Origin of the sequence: Streptococcus suis, from assembly GCF_019856455.1 — a bacterium.
Taxonomy (GTDB): Bacteria; Bacillota; Bacilli; order Lactobacillales; family Streptococcaceae; genus Streptococcus; species Streptococcus suis_AE.
In genome coordinates this window covers 2399349-2416742 of sequence record NZ_CP082205.1, presented here as the reverse complement: position 1 = coordinate 2416742, position 17394 = coordinate 2399349, and the positions used below count along the sequence as shown (strand labels likewise).

At 43.0% G+C, this 17394-nt stretch carries 16 protein-coding genes, 1 other RNA gene and 1 pseudogene; 17 read left to right on the top strand and 1 reads right to left on the bottom strand.

Annotated elements, in window-relative coordinates; translation table 11 throughout:
- Window positions 1-8: 8 nt before the first annotated feature.
- The 14 genes from K6969_RS11605 (at window position 9) to K6969_RS11540 (ending at window position 13534) form a co-directional block, all read left to right on the top strand.
- Complete coding sequence (locus K6969_RS11605; protein WP_171942995.1) at window positions 9-1457, top strand: PTS sugar transporter subunit IIC; 1449 nt, start codon at window positions 9-11, stop codon at window positions 1455-1457.
- Window positions 1458-1554: 97 nt separating this feature from the next.
- Window positions 1555-1833 carry a PTS sugar transporter subunit IIB gene (locus K6969_RS11600; protein ID WP_029173325.1) on the top strand — a complete coding sequence of 93 codons (279 nt, stop codon included), beginning with the start codon at window positions 1555-1557 and terminating at the stop codon, window positions 1831-1833.
- A gap of 62 nt (window positions 1834-1895) precedes the next feature.
- Window positions 1896-2381, top strand: coding sequence for a PTS sugar transporter subunit IIA (locus tag K6969_RS11595; RefSeq protein WP_029173326.1), 486 nt, complete (start codon window positions 1896-1898; stop codon window positions 2379-2381).
- A 10-nt stretch (window positions 2382-2391) separates the two neighbouring features.
- Window positions 2392-3054, top strand: coding sequence for a 3-keto-L-gulonate-6-phosphate decarboxylase UlaD (locus K6969_RS11590; protein WP_029173327.1), 663 nt, complete (start codon window positions 2392-2394; stop codon window positions 3052-3054).
- A gap of 5 nt (window positions 3055-3059) precedes the next feature.
- Entirely contained in the window at window positions 3060-3923 is an 864-nt protein-coding gene (locus tag K6969_RS11585) for an L-ribulose-5-phosphate 3-epimerase (RefSeq protein ID WP_029173328.1), read from the top strand.
- Complete coding sequence (locus K6969_RS11580) at window positions 3923-4639, top strand: L-ribulose-5-phosphate 4-epimerase (RefSeq protein ID WP_029173329.1); 717 nt, start codon at window positions 3923-3925, stop codon at window positions 4637-4639. Before K6969_RS11585 ends, K6969_RS11580 begins: the two co-directional genes overlap by 1 nt.
- A gap of 78 nt (window positions 4640-4717) precedes the next feature.
- A complete protein-coding gene (locus K6969_RS11575; RefSeq protein WP_029173330.1) occupies window positions 4718-5335 on the top strand; it encodes a phosphate-starvation-inducible PsiE family protein in 618 nt (205 codons plus the stop codon).
- 82 nt (window positions 5336-5417) lie between these two features.
- The gene (locus K6969_RS11570; RefSeq protein ID WP_171942994.1) at window positions 5418-7106 is read left to right on the top strand and encodes a BglG family transcription antiterminator; all 1689 of its coding nucleotides are present in this window, start codon (window positions 5418-5420) and stop codon (window positions 7104-7106) included.
- Between the two features lie 124 nt (window positions 7107-7230).
- Complete coding sequence (gene ulaG / locus K6969_RS11565; RefSeq protein ID WP_024381204.1) at window positions 7231-8322, top strand: L-ascorbate 6-phosphate lactonase; 1092 nt, start codon at window positions 7231-7233, stop codon at window positions 8320-8322.
- Window positions 8323-8421: 99 nt separating this feature from the next.
- Window positions 8422-10392 carry a transketolase gene (gene tkt / locus K6969_RS11560; protein ID WP_171942993.1) on the top strand — a complete coding sequence of 657 codons (1971 nt, stop codon included), beginning with the start codon at window positions 8422-8424 and terminating at the stop codon, window positions 10390-10392.
- A 280-nt stretch (window positions 10393-10672) separates the two neighbouring features.
- A complete protein-coding gene (gene tadA / locus K6969_RS11555) occupies window positions 10673-11194 on the top strand; it encodes a tRNA adenosine(34) deaminase TadA (RefSeq protein ID WP_171942992.1) in 522 nt (173 codons plus the stop codon).
- A gap of 42 nt (window positions 11195-11236) precedes the next feature.
- Window positions 11237-11326, top strand: an RNA gene (gene ffs / locus K6969_RS11550) — signal recognition particle sRNA small type.
- A 217-nt stretch (window positions 11327-11543) separates the two neighbouring features.
- Window positions 11544-11957, top strand: coding sequence for a hypothetical protein (locus tag K6969_RS11545; RefSeq protein ID WP_414820581.1), 414 nt, complete (start codon window positions 11544-11546; stop codon window positions 11955-11957).
- A gap of 227 nt (window positions 11958-12184) precedes the next feature.
- Window positions 12185-13534, top strand: a complete 1350-nt coding sequence (locus K6969_RS11540) for a glucose-6-phosphate isomerase (RefSeq protein ID WP_171942991.1) — start codon at window positions 12185-12187, stop codon at window positions 13532-13534.
- Window positions 13535-13961: 427 nt separating this feature from the next.
- Here K6969_RS11540 and K6969_RS11535 read toward each other — a convergent pair whose 3' ends face one another.
- Complete coding sequence (locus K6969_RS11535) at window positions 13962-15164, bottom strand: IS110 family transposase (protein ID WP_321537510.1); 1203 nt, start codon at window positions 15162-15164, stop codon at window positions 13962-13964.
- Window positions 15165-15474: 310 nt separating this feature from the next.
- Here K6969_RS11535 and K6969_RS11530 point away from each other — a divergent pair, with 310 nt between their 5' ends.
- From K6969_RS11530 to K6969_RS11520, 3 genes and pseudogenes are all read left to right on the top strand, one after another.
- Complete coding sequence (locus tag K6969_RS11530) at window positions 15475-16215, top strand: metallophosphoesterase family protein (RefSeq protein WP_171943104.1); 741 nt, start codon at window positions 15475-15477, stop codon at window positions 16213-16215.
- A 114-nt stretch (window positions 16216-16329) separates the two neighbouring features.
- A pseudogene (locus K6969_RS11525) lies at window positions 16330-16865 on the top strand (hypothetical protein).
- Window positions 16852-17319 (top strand): hypothetical protein, encoded by a 468-nt coding sequence (locus K6969_RS11520; RefSeq protein WP_029996657.1) that lies wholly within the window; start codon window positions 16852-16854, stop codon window positions 17317-17319. Before K6969_RS11525 ends, K6969_RS11520 begins: the two are co-directional and overlap by 14 nt.
- Window positions 17320-17394 lie beyond the last annotated feature (75 nt).

The following is a 17394-nucleotide window of genomic DNA, read 5'->3' as shown; positions in this document are numbered from 1 at the left end:
AATGAAAAATGGATTTCCTTCAAACCCCATTAAACTGGTTCTCACAGAATATCCTGCAGAATCCAGCCTTCTTCGTAGGTCTTTTGGTATTGGTGGGCTATGCCCTCTTAAAGAAAAAGCCTCATGATGTTTTTGCAGGGTTTATCAAAGCGACGGTTGGCTACATGATTTTGAACGTAGCTGCTGGAGGCTTGGTAACAACCTTCCGTCCAATCTTGGCAGCCTTGAACCACAAGTTCCAAATCGATGCGGCAGTTATTGACCCTTACTTCGGTCTTGCGGCAGCAAACGGAAAAATTGCTGAAGAGTTTCCTGATTTCGTATCGGCAGCTACAACAGCTCTCTTGATTGGTTTCGGTGTCAACATCCTCTTGGTGGCACTACGTAAGGTTACCAAAGTACGTACTCTGTTCATCACTGGACACATCATGGTACAACAAGCGGCAACAGTCTCATTGATGGTGCTCTTCCTTATCCCGGCTCTTCGCAATCAATTCGGTACGGCAGCTATCGGTATCATCTGTGGTATCTACTGGGCAGTCAGCTCAAACATGACTGTTGAAGCTACTCAACGCTTGACAGGTGGTGGTGGATTTGCCATCGGTCACCAACAACAATTTGCAATCTGGTTTGTAGATAAGATTGCTCCAAAACTTGGTAAAAAAGAAGAAAACTTGGACAACTTGAAATTGCCTAGCTTCCTCAACATCTTCCACGATACAGTAGTTGCATCTGCAACCTTGATGTTGGTCTTCTTCGGTGTCATCTTGTTCATCTTGGGTCCAGAAATCATGGCAAACCCAGAAGTGATCACTTCTGGCACTCCATACAACCCAGCTAAACAAGCATTCTTCATGTACGTTGTACAAACAGCCTTCACCTTCTCAGTATATCTTTTCATTTTGATGCAAGGTGTCCGCATGTTCGTAGCAGAATTGACAAATGCCTTCCAAGGTATCTCAAGCAAACTGCTTCCAGGTTCATTCCCAGCGGTGGACGTTGCAGCTTCTTACGGCTTTGGTTCATCTAACGCAGTTCTTTCAGGTTTTGCTTTCGGTTTAATCGGTCAGTTGATTACAATCGTTCTCTTGATTGTTTTCAAGAGTCCAATCCTCATCATCACTGGTTTCGTACCTGTATTCTTCGATAACGCAGCTATCGCAGTGTACGCTGACAAACGTGGTGGTTGGAAAGCGGCAGCCATCCTTTCCTTCATCTCAGGTGTCCTTCAAGTTGCCCTTGGTGCAGTCTGCGTCGGCTTGCTTGAATTGAGCGGTGGTTACCACGGAAACATCGACTTCGAAATCCCATGGTTGCCATTCGGCTATGCCTTCAAATACCTCGGTGTTGCTGGTTATGTTCTTGTCTGCCTCTTCTTGTTGGCTATCCCACAACTTCAATTTGCGAAAGCAAAAGATAAGGAAGCGTACTATCGTGGCGAGGCACAAGCAGACTAATATTCTTCGAACATCAACAGTATAAGTCCTCATTTATTACTTGGTTCATTAACAAAAACAACAAAATATATTTTATAAAAAACAAGGAGAAAATAAGATGGTTAAAGTATTAACTGCTTGTGGTAACGGCATGGGTTCATCCATGGTTATTAAGATGAAGGTTGAAAATGCCCTTCGTCAACTTGGTGTAACAGATTTCCAATCAGCTTCTTGCTCAGTAGGTGAAGCAAAAGGTTTGGCGGCAGGATATGATATCGTAGTTGCTTCAAATCACTTGATTGCTGAGTTGGAAGGTCGCACGAAAGGTCATTTGGTTGGTCTTGACAACCTCATGGACGATAACGAAATCAAAACAAAATTACAAGCAGTGCTATAAATAGCCGTTAGGGGTAGGGAGTCTCCCTCCCCCTTTCATATAGCGTGTAGAAGGGAAAAACTATGAATTTACAAAAATCATTTACGGAAAATAATTCCATTCGCTTGGGATTGACAGCGGAAACCTGGCAGGAAGCTGTTCACAAGGCTGTTGAGCCCTTGATTGAAAGTGGCACCGCAACGGAAGAATATTACGATGCCATCATCGCTTCAACCGAAGAATACGGTCCTTACTATGTGCTCATGCCAGGTATGGCTATGCCTCATGCCCAGGCTGGTGTCGGTGTTTTGAAAGATTCCTTTGCCTTGATTACCCTGACAAAACCAGTAGCCTTTTCAGATGGTAAAGAGGTTTCTGTCCTATTGACCTTGGCTGCGACAGATCCAAAAATCCATACTTCAGTAGCTATTCCGCAGATTATCGCCCTCTTCGAATTGGAAAATTCAATCGAGCGTTTGATTGCCTGCAAAACTCCAGAAGAAGTATTGGCAATGGTTGAAGAGTCTAAAAACAGTCCTTACCTAGAAGGTTTAGATTTAGAAAGTTAGGAGGAAAAACATGAAACATATCCCAAATTTACAGGTTGCATTGGATCATTCAGACTTGCAAGGAGCGATTAAGGCTGCTGTGTCTGTTGGTCATGAAGTTGACGTGATTGAAGCAGGTACGGTTTGCTTGCTCCAAGTTGGTAGCGAATTGGTGGAAGTGCTTCGCAGCCTTTTCCCAGACAAGATTATCGTTGCAGATACCAAGTGTGCGGATGCGGGTGGTACGGTTGCCAAAAACAATGCTGTTCGTGGTGCGGACTGGATGACTTGTATTTGTTCTGCGACCATTCCAACTATGGAAGCGGCTTTGAAGGCTATCAAGGAAGTGCGTGGTGACAAGGGTGAGATCCAAATCGAACTTTACGGTGACTGGACTTATGAACAGGCTCAACTTTGGTTGGACGCAGGTATTTCTCAAGCGATTTATCACCAATCTCGTGATGCCCTTCTTGCTGGCGAAACCTGGGGTGAAAAAGACTTCAATAAAGTGAAAAAATTGGTTGATATGGGCTTCCGTGTTTCTGTAACAGGTGGTTTGGATGTGGATACCCTCAAACTCTTCGAGGGTGTAGATGTCTTTACCTTTATCGCAGGTCGCGGTATTACAGAAGCAGCAGATCCAGTAGCTGCAGCGCGTGAATTCAAAGACGAAATCCGTCGTATCTGGGGGTAAGGCCTATGGCACGACCAATCGGAATATATGAAAAGGCAACGCCCAAGCATTTCACATGGAAAGAGCGTTTGGAGTTTGCCAAAGAATTAGGTTTCGACTTTGTGGAGATGTCGGTGGATGAGAGCGACGCTCGTTTGGCTCGTTTGGAATGGACCAAGGAAGAGCGTTTGGATTTGGTCAAGGCCATCTATGAAACAGGTGTCCGCATTCCGACTATCTGTTTCTCAGGCCATCGTCGTTATCCGCTTGGTTCTAATGACCCTGCTCTTGAAGCTAAGTCGCTAGAAACCATGAAACAGTGTATCGAACTGGCTCAGGACTTGGGTGTCCGTGTCATCCAGTTGGCTGGTTACGATGTTTACTATGAGGAAAAATCACCTGAAACTAGAGAACGTTTCATCAAGAATCTCCGCAAGGCTTGCGACTGGGCAGAACAGGCTCAGGTCATGTTGGCTATTGAGATTATGGATGATCCATTTATCAACTCCATTGAAAAATACCTAGCCGTTGAAAAAGAAATCGACTCGCCTTATCTCTTTGTCTACCCAGATACGGGCAATGTCTCTGCTTGGCACAATGACATTTGCAGCGAATTTTATCTGGGACACCGCTCCATTGCAGCTCTTCACCTCAAAGATACCTATGCGGTAACCGAGAACTCCAAGGGTCAATTCCGTGATGTCCCATTCGGTCAGGGCTGTGTGGACTGGGACAATATGTTTGCAGTCTTGAAAAAGACCAACTACCAAGGTCCATTCTTGATTGAAATGTGGTCAGAAAATTGTGAAACGGTTGAGGAAACACGTGCAGCTATCAAGGAGGCACAGGCTTTCCTCTATCCATTGATTGAGAAAGCGGGGTTGAACTAATGCCAAAAGATTTACAGGAAATGCGTCAGCGGGTCTATGAAGCCAATATCGCCCTACCTGATCATGGACTTGTCAAGTTTACCTGGGGCAACGTATCAGAAGTCTGCCGTGAACTTGGTCGCATTGTTATCAAGCCTTCTGGTGTGGACTATGAAAAATTGTCACCAGAAAACATGGTGGTGACGGACTTGGATGGAAATGTGGTAGAAGGTGATCTCAACCCATCATCTGATTTGGCGACCCACGTTGCCCTCTACAAGGCTTGGCCAAATGTACACGCTGTTGTCCATACGCATTCGACAGAGGCAGTTGGTTGGGCTCAGGCTGGTCGTGACATTCCATTTTATGGAACAACGCACGCAGACTATTTCTACGGTCCGGTACCATGTGCCCGTTCTTTGACGGCCGAAGAAGTGAATTCTGCCTATGAAAAAGAAACAGGTTCAGTTATCATCGAGGAATTTAAACGTCGAGGCATTGACCCAGTTGCTGTACCAGGGATTGTTGTCCGCAATCACGGTCCGTTTACTTGGGGCAAGGATCCTGCTCAGGCAGTTTACCACAGTGTTGTCCTAGAAGAAGTGGCTCGGATGAACCGCTACACAGAGCAAATCAATCCACGGGTGGAACCAGCACCAAGCTACATCATGGACAAGCACTATCTCCGTAAGCACGGTCCAAATGCCTACTACGGACAAAAAGGTGATGAACATTAAGCTTTGTTTCTAGCCAAAAACGATTAGAAGAATGAGAAAAGAGCTCTCCTCATTCTTCTTTTTTTGAAAGGAGAGGACATGAGAAAGTTTTTACAAGACAGTCTGACAGAGATTGCCTACTATCTTGAGTTGATCTTGTCTGCCATTTTAGGGCTTGCCCTTCTTGCCTTGTCTGGTTTGCTACTAGCTGACCTCCTTCAGTCCTTCACAGGTGAGATACAGGCAGATGCCTTTATCCAGAGTTTTTTAAGCAAGGCTATGACTTTGGCAGTCGGGGTCGAATTCATCAAAATGCTTTGCAAACAATCGCCTAGTACTGTCATCGAGGTGCTCTTGGTTGCCATTGCCCGTCAACTGATTGTGGAACATGGGTCTAGTATGGATTACCTGATTGGTATTGCGTCGGTTGCCATCTTATTTGCAGTAAGAAAATACCTCTTTACCCAGTTTGATGACTCTAATAATATCATCATGCGGGCCAGCCAGAAGGTTAAGGTTGCCAACATCATTGCACGGGTAAAAATTCCTAGTGAAGGCAGTGAAACCCTGCGTGAATTTGTGACCCGCAAACTCAATGAAGAAGAAAAAACGATCGCCATCGGTGCCTGCGTCTATCTGAAAAATGTAGCACTACGGATTGACAATATGCATGGAGATTTGATTACACGGGTGGAGATTATCAAGAGTATCTATTGACTGGAAAAACAATACCTATTTATATTATTGTTAGAATTTGTGTTATAAATATGTTAAAATAGTAAGAGAGGAGGGAGAAACGGTGTTACTAGATAAAAGTAGTTGTGCCTTATTGCGTCATTTGATTGGTATCCAAGAGCCAGAAACCATTATGGCTATTTCCAAGGAATTGCAACAATCGCGTAGAAAAATCTATTATCATTTAGAAAAAATCAATGCTGCCTTTCCAGACCATGTTGAGCCAATCGAAAGTCTACCTCGGATCGGAATCCGTTTGTCCGAAGAGCAAAAGCAAGCCTGTCGTCAACTCTTAGATTCCATTGATTCCTATAGCTATATTATGAATATGGATGAGCGGATGCAGTTGATGCTCCTTTATATCTGCATTGCACACGAACGAATTACCTTGGAAAAATTGATGGATCTGACAGAGGTTTCGCGAAATACCGTTCTCAATGATCTAAATGAAATCCGTAGTCGATTGAGTAAGGAACAGTATCAGATGACCCTCTATGTTTCTAAGTCACAAGGGTACAATCTGGCCTGTCATCCCTTGACAAAAATCCAGTATATCCACTCTCTACTCTATAGTTTGTTCACAGAAGCGAGCAAGAGTTTTGTCAGCATTTTGGAAGACAAGGTTAGTCTTTTCAGTGGTTGCCAGTCCCTTTTTTCAAAAGATTTGGCCCAGTTTTTGTTCCACCAGGTATATGGTATTGAAAAAGATCTTGGTAAGAAAATCAATCGATCTGAAATTGAACTGATGCTTAAGATTCTTCCTTATATGTTGCTAACTTATCGCAATATGAGTTTGGAGCAAGAGGAGAAGGATGCGATTGTCCGAGGATTCGCCTTGGTCTATGAACGGATTGAGTACAGGGTTGCCCAAAATATCAGTCAATCCCTAGATGAGCAGTTTGGTCCTGATTTGGACGAGATAGAGGTGTCGCTGATTGCTGTCTTGCTCTTGTCTTATCGCAAGGACCGGGATGCCCATGTTACTAGTCAGGATTTTGCGGATTTGAAGAAGGTGGTCGATGCCTTTATCCGTCATTTTGAGTTGCATTCAGATTTTGAATTGGAGAAAAAAGAGGAGCTAGCCCATGATTTGCTGGCTCACTGCAAGGCCATGCTGTTTCGAAAAACCTACGGGATTTTATCGCGCAATCCTTTGGTCGATCAAATTCGCTACAAGTATGATACCCTCTTTCGATTGACAAAATCTTCTAGCCATATCTTGGAAGAGGCCTGGCAAATCCAGTTGACAGATGAGGACATTGCCTATCTGACGGTGCATTTGGGTGGAGCCCTTCGTCGAAGCAGTAGTCGAAAGCTGACCAGTCCGACTGTCTTTCTTATCTGTGATGAGGGAGTTTCTGTGCAGAAATTGTTGATGAAACAATGCCAGCACCACCTACCTGAAAAAACCATCTCTGCCGTCTTTACAACAGAGCAATTTAAGAGTGTGGAAGACCTGTTGGAGGTGGACTTCTTGATTTCGACCAATGAAGTGACGGATACGGATTTGCCGGTGATACAAGTCCATCCGATTCTGGATTTTGATGATGTCTTGCGTTTGATTCATTTTGCCAAATACCGCAATCTGACAGACAGTCAAAAAGGTTTTGCCATAGAATTGGACAAACTCCTAGCGTCATATGTTGAAAATGGCCAGGAAGCCCTGGAATTGAAACAGCGTTTGCAAAATCTGATTGCCAATGAATTATTGGCAAGCTTAGCTAGTTCCGATCTGGAAACAGATTTGTATTAGCCATCTACGTGCAAAAGTCCAAATGTGAACACAAGCCTGTGTTTCATTTGGTCTTTTTTTTGTGACCTTTTGCGCATATACTAGAAGCATAGAAACACAATCAGCCTTATAGGAGGAATGAAAAATGGCTAAAGTTCAAGATATTACAAGAGAATCATGGATTCTTTCAACCTTCCCAGAGTGGGGAACTTGGCTCAATGAAGAAATTGAAGAAGAAGTAGTGCCAGAAGGCAACTTTGCTATGTGGTGGCTGGGTAACTGTGGTGTTTGGATTAAGACACCTGGTGGAGCTAACGTGGTCATGGACCTCTGGTCATCACGTGGAAAATCCACTAAAAAAGTGAAAGATATGGTTTGGGGACACCAGATGGCTAACATGGCAGGTGTTCGCAAATTGCAACCAAACTTGCGTGTGCAGCCAATGGTTATCGATCCATTTGCCATCAATGAATTGGACTACTATCTAGTATCGCACGTCCACAGTGACCACATGGACATCAGCACAGCCGCTGCCATCATCAACAATCCTAAATTGGACCATGTCAAATTTGTCGGACCGGTTGAAAGTGGCGACATCTGGGAAAAATGGGGCGTTCCAGCTGACCGTATCATCCGTATCGCACCAGGTGATAGCTTTGAATTCAAAGACATCAAGGTCCACGCAGTTGAGTCCTTCGACCGTACTTGCTTGGTGACACTTCCGATTGAAGGTTATGACGAAAATGGTGGTAAATTAGCAGGACTTCCTGTGACAGATGAACTCATGGCTCGTAAGGCAGTCAACTATGTCTTTGAAACACCAGGTGGAACCATCTACCACGGTGCAGACTCTCACTTCTCAAACTACTTTGCAAAACACGGTCGTGACTTCAACATCGACGTTGCTATCAACAACTACGGTGACAACCCAATCGGTATCCAAGACAAGATGACCTCAATCGACCTTCTTCGTATGGCAGAAAACTTGCGTGCTAAGGTTATTATCCCTGTTCACTATGACATCTGGTCTAACTTCATGGCGTCAACAGATGAAATCTTGCAGCTCTGGAAAATGCGTAAGGAACGCTTGCAATATGATTTCCATCCATTCATCTGGGAAGTTGGTGGCAAGTACACCTATCCACTTGACAAAGACCGCATTGAATACCATCACCCACGTGGCTTTGACGATTGCTTCTTGGAAGATTCGAACATTCAATTCAAGGCCTTGCTATAAGAAGACAAGAGGGGCGGGACGAAAGTCCTGCCTTTTGAAACAGACATAGAAAACGCTTTATGGTATAATGAAGCCATGACTTTTTAAAAGGAGAAAAACATGTCACAACTTTCAGTAAACGCAATTCGTTTCCTTGGTATTGACGCCATTGAAAAATCAAAATCTGGCCACCCAGGTGTTGTCATGGGTGCGGCACCAATGGCCTATAGCTTGTTCACTAAAGAACTCCGTATCAACCCTGCTCAACCAAACTGGATCAACCGCGACCGCTTTATCTTGTCAGCAGGACACGGCTCTATGTTGCTTTACGGACTTCTTCACCTTTCAGGTTTTGAAGAAGTCAGCATGGACGAAATCAAGAACTTCCGTCAGTGGGGCTCAAAAACACCAGGTCACCCAGAATTCGGTCACACAGCAGGTGTGGATGCGACAACAGGTCCTCTTGGTCAAGGGATTTCAACGGCAACAGGTTTTGCTCAAGCTGAACGTTTTCTTGCGGCTAAGTACAACCGCGATGGTTTCCTAATTTTTGACCACTATACATATGTAATCTGTGGTGATGGCGACTTGATGGAGGGTGTTTCTGCAGAGGCGGCTTCTTACGCTGGTCTTCAAAAATTAGAAAAACTCATCGTTCTTTACGATTCAAACGACATTAACTTGGATGGTGAAACAAAAGATTCCTTCACAGAAGATGTGCGCGCACGCTACAATGCTTATGGCTGGCATACAGACCTCGTAACAGACGGTACAGATGTGGATGCAATCTTTGCTGCTATTGAAAAAGCTAAGGCAGCAGGCAAGCCATCTCTTATCGAAATCAAGACTGTTATCGGTCATGGTTCGCCAAACAAACAAGGTACAAATGCCGTCCATGGTGCGCCGCTTGGACCAGAGGAAGCAGAAGCAACTCGCAAAGCACTTGACTGGAACTACGCACCATTTGAAATTCCAGCAGAAGTCTATGCGGACTTCAAAGCAAATGTAGCAGACCGCGGTGCTGCTGCCTACGATGCATGGGTGAAATTGGTCGAAGACTACAAAGTAGCTCATCCAGAATTAGCAGCTGAAGTAACAGCTATCTTGGAAGGTCGTGATGTAGTCGAAATCAAGCCAGAAGACTTCCCTGTTTATGAAAATGGCTTCTCACAAGCAACTCGTAACTCATCACAAGATGCCCTCAACGCAGCAGTTAAGGTCTTGCCAACTTTCTTAGGTGGTTCAGCTGACTTGGCTCACTCAAACATGACCTATATCAAGGAAGATGGTTTGCAGGATGCAGCAAACCCACTCAACCGCAATATCCAGTTTGGTGTGCGTGAATTTGCCATGGGAACTATCTTGAATGGTATGGCAGCCCACGGTGGACTTCGTGTCTATGGTGGTACCTTCTTTGTCTTCTCAGACTATGTGAAGGCAGCAGTTCGTTTGTCAGCTCTTCAAGGACTTCCTGTGACTTATGTCTTCACTCATGACTCTATCGCAGTTGGTGAAGATGGACCAACTCACGAACCAATCGAGCACTTGGCAGGACTTCGTGCTATGCCAAACCTCAATGTCTTCCGTCCAGCAGATGCGCGTGAAACACAGGCAGCTTGGTACCTGTCATTGACCAGCAAATCAACTCCATCAGCTCTTGTCCTCACTCGTCAAAACTTGACAGTTGAAGAAGGAACCGACTTTGACAAGGTTGCAAAAGGGGCTTATGTTGTCTATGAGGCAGCAGGCTTTGATACGATCCTTCTTGCATCTGGTTCAGAAGTCAACTTGGCTGTTAAAACTGCCAAAGAACTAGAAGCAGCAGGCACTAAGGTTCGTGTGGTTTCTGTGCCATCAACTGAACTCTTCGATGCACAAGATGCTGCCTACAAGGAAGAAATCCTACCAAATGCTATCCGTCGTCGTTTGGCAATTGAAATGGGTGCAACTCAAAGCTGGTACAAGTATGTCGGTCTGGACGGTAAAGTCCTTGGTATCGACACATTCGGTGCCTCAGCTCCAGCCCAAACAGTTATTGACAACTACGGCTTCACAGTAGAAAATGTTGTGAAATTAGTTGGCGAATTGTAATAGAAAATGTCAGAGACAGCCTTTCGAGGCTGTTTTTGACATTTTTTTAAAAATTTTCTTGACAATATCGACAACAGATAGTATATTAATATCTGTAAATATCAATATTGCTCCCCCTACCTTCTCGACTGAGGAGGTATTTTTATATTTTTAAGTTAATAGAAGGGCAGAATTTTGAAAGAAATGTGTGACAAGGAAGAAGTAGTGTTAGATTGATTTTGATAGCAGAGAATAAAGAAGTGATTTTGAACTGTTATCAGGGCTGTGCTATAATAGATTTATGAACTATACACATGAAGAAAAAGAGTATTTTATGACTCAAGCATTGCAGGAAGCTAGAAAGTCGCTAGAAAAGGATGAAATTCCAATTGGTTGTGTGATTGTCAAGGGTGGCCAGATTATTGGCAGAGGGCATAATGCGCGTGAGGAACTCAATCAGGCCATCATGCACGCTGAGGTTATGGCTATTCAGGAAGCTAATAGATCAGAAGGCAACTGGCGTTTGTTGGATACGACCCTCTTTGTCACCATTGAGCCTTGTGTTATGTGTAGCGGAGCAATCGGACTTGCCCGCATTCCTCAGGTAGTGTACGGTGCTACCAACCAAAAGTTTGGTGCGGCAGGCAGTCTCTATGATATTTTGACAGACGAGCGGCTCAATCACCGTGTGGCAGTTGAGACGGGCATTCTGGAAGAGGCTTGTGCTAAGATTATGCAAGACTTTTTCAGACAAAGAAGAGAGAAGCAAAAGGCTGAGAAAGAGGCCTTGAAAGCTCAGTATGGGACAACTTCGGATAGCTAGTTTACACTCTAAACTTGCACTTTCATCAATTTGTGTTATAATAATAAATGGAGCAACATTCGTGCGTGAAGCGGGTCAGGGGAGGAATCCAGCAGCCCTAAGCGAAGTCGGGTGTGTGCTCTTTTTGCGTATAGTCTAAAAACCCTTTGAAATCAAGCTTTCAGAGGGTTTTCTTTGGCTTGTTTTTAGAAATAGGGGCAACTGCCTTTGCAAGTACTTTTCTCTCCGTCTGGGGACTGATTTTTGGGATTTTTTATTGATTTATAGGGAAAAAGGAGTAAAATAGATTTCCTCTTAAGAAAACTTTTTGTTAGCTCTGCTATTCTACAGAGGAAAAGGAGGAAAGCCTATGTTTATATTTGCTTTTCCAGGTATGGGGAAAACGACACTTGCCAAGCAATCTTCACAAATAGTCGACTTAGAGATGTCGGATATCAAATATGATAATTCTAGTGTTCGTCATTTAAACAAAGAAGAAAGAAAATCAACTCCACGTCCGATTAAAGACAAGAATTATAAAAACATCTACGTGGAAAAAGCCTATACCTTGCATGAGGAGGGGAAGACTGTCCTTGTCGCGATGAATTTTCTAGTAAGGATGCTGTTGGTTATGCTTGTACGTGGTGCTGTCCCGTTTCACATTTACATTCCTCATTCATCTTTAAAAGAAGAGTACAGACAACGCTATGTTCAGAGAGGGAATAATAGCAAATTTATTTTTGAAGTGATGACAATCTGGTATGTGAGTCTGGTCCCGCTATGAGTCTGGTCCCGCTATATATATTGTCAAAAATATTGCCAAATATGATAACAGTGACACAGTCGGGTCAAGTTTTAGCAGACTATAAAACTCCTTATCACGACCCTATGTTTGTGAAAAATAAACAAGTTACGCAAACCATTTCATGAAAATAAATGAAAATTCACAAATCCCTTGAAAAAAAACTGATAAAGCGTTATCATATTATGGTACATAAATGGAGGAATGACATGACACATATTACATTTGATTATTCAAAAGTCTTGGGCCAATTCGTTGGAGCTCAAGAAGTAGAATACATGCAACCACAAGTTACCCTTGCAGACCAAATGCTCCGTCAAGGAACAGGTCCTGGTAGCGACTTTATCGGCTGGTTGGATTTGCCAGAAAACTACGACAAAGAAGAGTTTGCGCGTATCAAGGAAGCGGCAGCTAAAATCCAAAATGAAAGTGAAGTTTTGGTAGTTATTGGTATCGGTGGTTCTTACCTTGGTGCTAAAGCAGCTATTGATTTCTTGAGCAATGCCTTTGTAAACTTACAAACACGTGAAGAGCGCAAAGCTCCACAAATCCTTTACGCTGGAAACTCTATCTCATCAAGCTACCTTGCTGACTTGGTGGACTACGTTGCTGACAAGGATTTCTCAGTTAACGTGATTTCAAAATCAGGTACAACAACTGAGCCTGCGATTGCTTTCCGTGTCTTCAAAGAATTGCTTGTCAAGAAATACGGTCAAGAAGAAGCTAACAAGCGTATCTATGCAACAACTGACAAGGCAAAAGGTGCTGTTAAGGTTGAAGCGGACGCAAATGGTTGGGAAACCTTTGTTGTTCCAGATGATGTCGGTGGTCGTTTCTCAGTCTTGACAGCAGTTGGTCTTTTGCCAATCGCGGCAGCTGGTGCAGACATTGATGCCCTTATGGAAGGTGCAAACTCAGCTCGTACGACATTTACATCTGATAAGATTGCTGAAAACCAAGCATACCAATACGCTGCAGTGCGTAACATTCTTTACAGAAAAGGCTATGTAACAGAAATCTTGGCAAACTACGAGCCATCACTCCAATACTTCAGCGAGTGGTGGAAACAATTGGCTGGTGAGTCAGAAGGTAAGGACCAAAAAGGTATCAACCCAACATCTGCTAACTTCTCAACAGACTTGCACTCACTTGGACAATTTATCCAAGAAGGAAACCGCAATATCTTTGAAACAGTAGTTCGTGTTGACAAACCAAGAAAAAATATCCTCATTCCTGACATGGCAGAAGACCTTGATGGTCTTGGCTATTTGCAAGGTAAGGATGTTGACTTTGTAAACAAAAAAGCAACGGACGGTGTACTTCTTGCCCACACAGATGGTGGCGTACCAAACATGTTTGTGACCCTTCCACAACAAGATGAGTTCACACTTGGTTACACCTTCTACTTCTTCGAGTTGGCGATTGCTATCTCTGGTTACCTCAATGCGATTAATCCATTTGACCAACCAGGTGTAGAAGCCTACAAGAAAAATATGTTCGCTCTTCTTGGCAAGCCAGGATTTGAAGAACTCGGTGCAGAATTGAACGCACGTTTGTAATAGAATGAAATTTTAAGCCCGCCTATCAGAGTTCGTGTCAGCATCTCAGCGCAGTGGTTGATTGGCTTAAACAGTCTGGGGGACTGTTTAAGGTTGGAGATAGGATTTGCAAAGCAAATCTCAGCAGTTCGTGTTTCACACTCCAAATCTGACCATTACGACTGTTGCGAACAAAGTTCGCTTTATTTCCAACCTCCAAAGGTTCGAGGAACCTTTGGAGCTGTGCGGGGGTGTGAGGACGAACTCTTTTTCTACCATTTGTCAAGCCTATCAAGGTATTTGATGAAAAATATTTTGAGTTCAATAGTTAAAATAAGGAAATTGTTTTCTTTTGGACTAAAGTTTCGTGTAAAAAAGAGTACACGAAATGAACACCTTATGTTGAAAATTTTTGATAAGGTGTTACAATAATATTGCATAAACAGTTTTACCGATTTTGGGTAGAAGTATAATCGTAAAGCTTATTATGCGTTATGAGGTAATACATTGTCCGAATGAGACGATGTATGGAGGCAATCGTGTGTGGCTTCGTAGAAGTCGTTTGCGATTGTCTTTTTCGTTTCTCATAAAAGTCGGCGATATGGCAAGGCTTGGTGTGACTGGCTGAAGCGATATTGTGAATACATTTGAACAGAATCTTTCTAGCGTAGGGATTGCCACGCTTGGTAATGTGTTCCTTAGCGAGGAAGTTGCCAGATTCATAGTGTCTCAGATCAATACCGATAAAGGCATTGATTTGATTGGCAGACTGAAAACGGCGAATATCTCCCAGTTCACCAATAATACTTGCTGCAGTAGTCTCAGCTATTCCAGGAATAGAGAGCAGAATGTCATATTCAGGTAATGGCTGAGCTAGTTCTACCATTTCATCTAAGACTGCCTGTCTCTGTCCAGAAAGCCGAAGCAATTCTTTTGTATAGTAACGGACCTCTTCCAGCATTGGAGAGGTTTTCTTGACGGCACAATACGATTGATTAGCTAGTGCTATCAGCTTCTCGGCTAAGTACGCCACACGCTTGTCCGAAATCCGTTTTGAGGTGGACTGACGAATGCTCTCTAAGAGTTTGTCCTTGCTTAAATCAAGCACGAAGTCCTTGTAAGGAAACGCAGTAACTAAGTTCCAGTATTGTTCCCCAGTTGGCTTTGATAAGACAGTCTCTATCTCTGGAAACGTGACTTGCAAGACCTTGTGCAGACGGTTTTTAGCTCGAACGATGTCCTCAGTTAAGTTCTGATAGAAGCGACTTAAATCTCGCAGTTCTTGATAGACTTCTTCTTGGACATAAGTGGGTTTACGATTCAGCACAAATTGAGATTGAGCCAGTTTTTCAGCGTCAATTTGATCTGTTTTCCTCACACGCAAGCTATCCAGTTGCTTCTTAGCTTCTAAGGGATTAAGCCTTGTATAAGCATAGCCATTATCTTCTAGAAAAGTTTGGAGACGGCGAGAATAGACACCTGTTGCTTCAAAGATGATTTCTGGTTTATGGACGGTTCTCAAATCGCCAAGTAGCCGAGCAAAGCCGATGGCGTCATTGGACATGGCATAGCCATGAACTTTCTCACCATTGACTAGAATGGCCACTTCTGAACTTGCCTTACTCACATCAATCCCAAAAACTGCACGCATGATATTACCTCTTTGTCTTGAATGATTCCTTGTTTTAGTGATGTCATTTTCAATACTCGACGTCTGGCGTCCCACATACTTTGATAACATTCTTTCTAAAACAGGTGTCTTGCCAGTTTTTGATGCGACGTCTAGCGTCAAAAGAGTTCTCGACTTAACAAGACACCTCTACTTTAACATAAAGAAAAAGTAGTGACTACTCTCTCCCGTCGGAGATTTCCTCACTACTAATCTTAGTATGTTTCTATGTCTTGAGTTCTATCACACTCCCAGTTTTTCTTTCCTTTAGAAATATGGTAGAATATTCTCTATGAAAAAAGAATTTTTTGTAGTAGGAGATGTTCATGGTAAGTTTGAACTCCTGCTTGATATTTTAAAGAAATGGGATGAAGAACGACAACAGTTGATTTTTCTGGGGGATTTGATTGACCGTGGAGAAAACTCAAAGGCCTGTCTAGAGTTGGTTTGGCAATTAGTCCGGGAAAAAGATGCTATCTGTCTGACTGGCAATCATGAACGGATGTTTCTAGCCTGGTTGCGTGATCCGGTTGACCGCTATGACCACTATCGGCGAAATGGTGGCGATACGACGATTAACTCCCTTCTTGGTCGGCCCTTGGATGCTCCTGTAGATGGATTGGTGGATGCCAATGCAGTGATGGAACAGTACGAGGACCTGATTGATTTTGTCAAATCTTGTCCTTATCATATAGAGACTGAACGCTATATCTTTGTCCATGCTGGTGTGGACTTGACCTTACCAGACTGGCGCGAAACCAGCAATCATGATAAGGTTTGGTTACGTACCCCTTTCCATGAGGCTGAAAATACCACAGGGAAGATGATTGTCTTTGGGCATACCCCTGTGTACAACCTTTATCAGACCAATCTCCGTATTAGTCAAATTTGGACCAGTTCAGATGGGAAAATGGGGATTGATGGTGGAGCTGTTTACGGCGGAGTTCTACACGGGATTGTGCTGGATGACACAGGTTTAGTGCAAGATTACATCGTTGGAGCTGTCAATCCCAGAAAAGAAATTGAAGATTAAAATAATACATGAAAATTAGGAGGTAAAACTTCTAATTTTTTTTATTTTACTACTTGACAACGCATATATATATATATATATAATGGTCTTGTACACAATTTTTTGGAGGATTATATGGCGAAGAAAATTAGAGATGAACATGGGAATGTCTATGTGCAAAAGAAACCATTTTACAAGCGAATTTGGTTTATTGTGTTGGTTGGATTGTTTGCGATTGGTCTGATTAAGAACCTTACGAGCTCTAGCGGTGGCCAATCTTCGACAGAACAGGTAAGTACAAGCTCTATAAGATACAAAACTTACCAATTGTCAGAAGTGGCTATCAGCATAAATGAATCATGGAAGAGTAAAGAAGGGGATACGAGTGATACCTTATATTTTTATCCCGATGATTCATCATTGGCAATGGCATATTGGTTGCCCTTAGAGGAATCAGTTAAAGATGCAACTGTTCGCTCCCAATATCTGAAGGGGATGGAACAGTCAGGAAAAGTGATACCAGCTAACGAAAGCTCGGCTAAGATTGATGGGATGGACAGCTTCCTTTATGATGCGACAGGTACGATAGATGGCGAAGCATATAAAGGTCAACTCTTTTTAGTCGACACTCCAACAGGGATTTTAAATGTAATTTATATGTCAAAGGATGACTATTCTTCCACTAGGAAACAAGAGTTTGAGCAGATCTTAAATAGCGTAGATATTAGTGATGAGGTAGTAGAATCTTCCTCTAAAATTACGGAAACCCCAACAAGTTCAGAAAGTACTGCTACAGTTTCAGAATTTAATCCGACAGATAGCTCAGATGCAACAATTGAAAGTATAAAAACTTATAGCGACTATATGAAGATGTATGAATTCATTGTGAATGAATATATTACGAACTATGAAAATATGGTCAGCCAGTATGGATTGGGTGATGCCACTATGTACCAGTCTGTGCGTGATACGGTATCACAATCTGTTGAGCAACAGAAAAAACAATATGGTCCATTAGGAAATGCTGCAATTGTTGGAAGAGCAGAGATTATTACATTCTTGAAAGAGTATAGAGATGGTTTGCAACAGCAGATAGAGCAAATGTCGGCTGCTTTAGGAGGATAGAGAGTTCTATAGTATTTAGGAGGCTGGGATCAAGCCCAGGATCACTTCTCAGAGTTCGTGTCAACATCTCAGCAA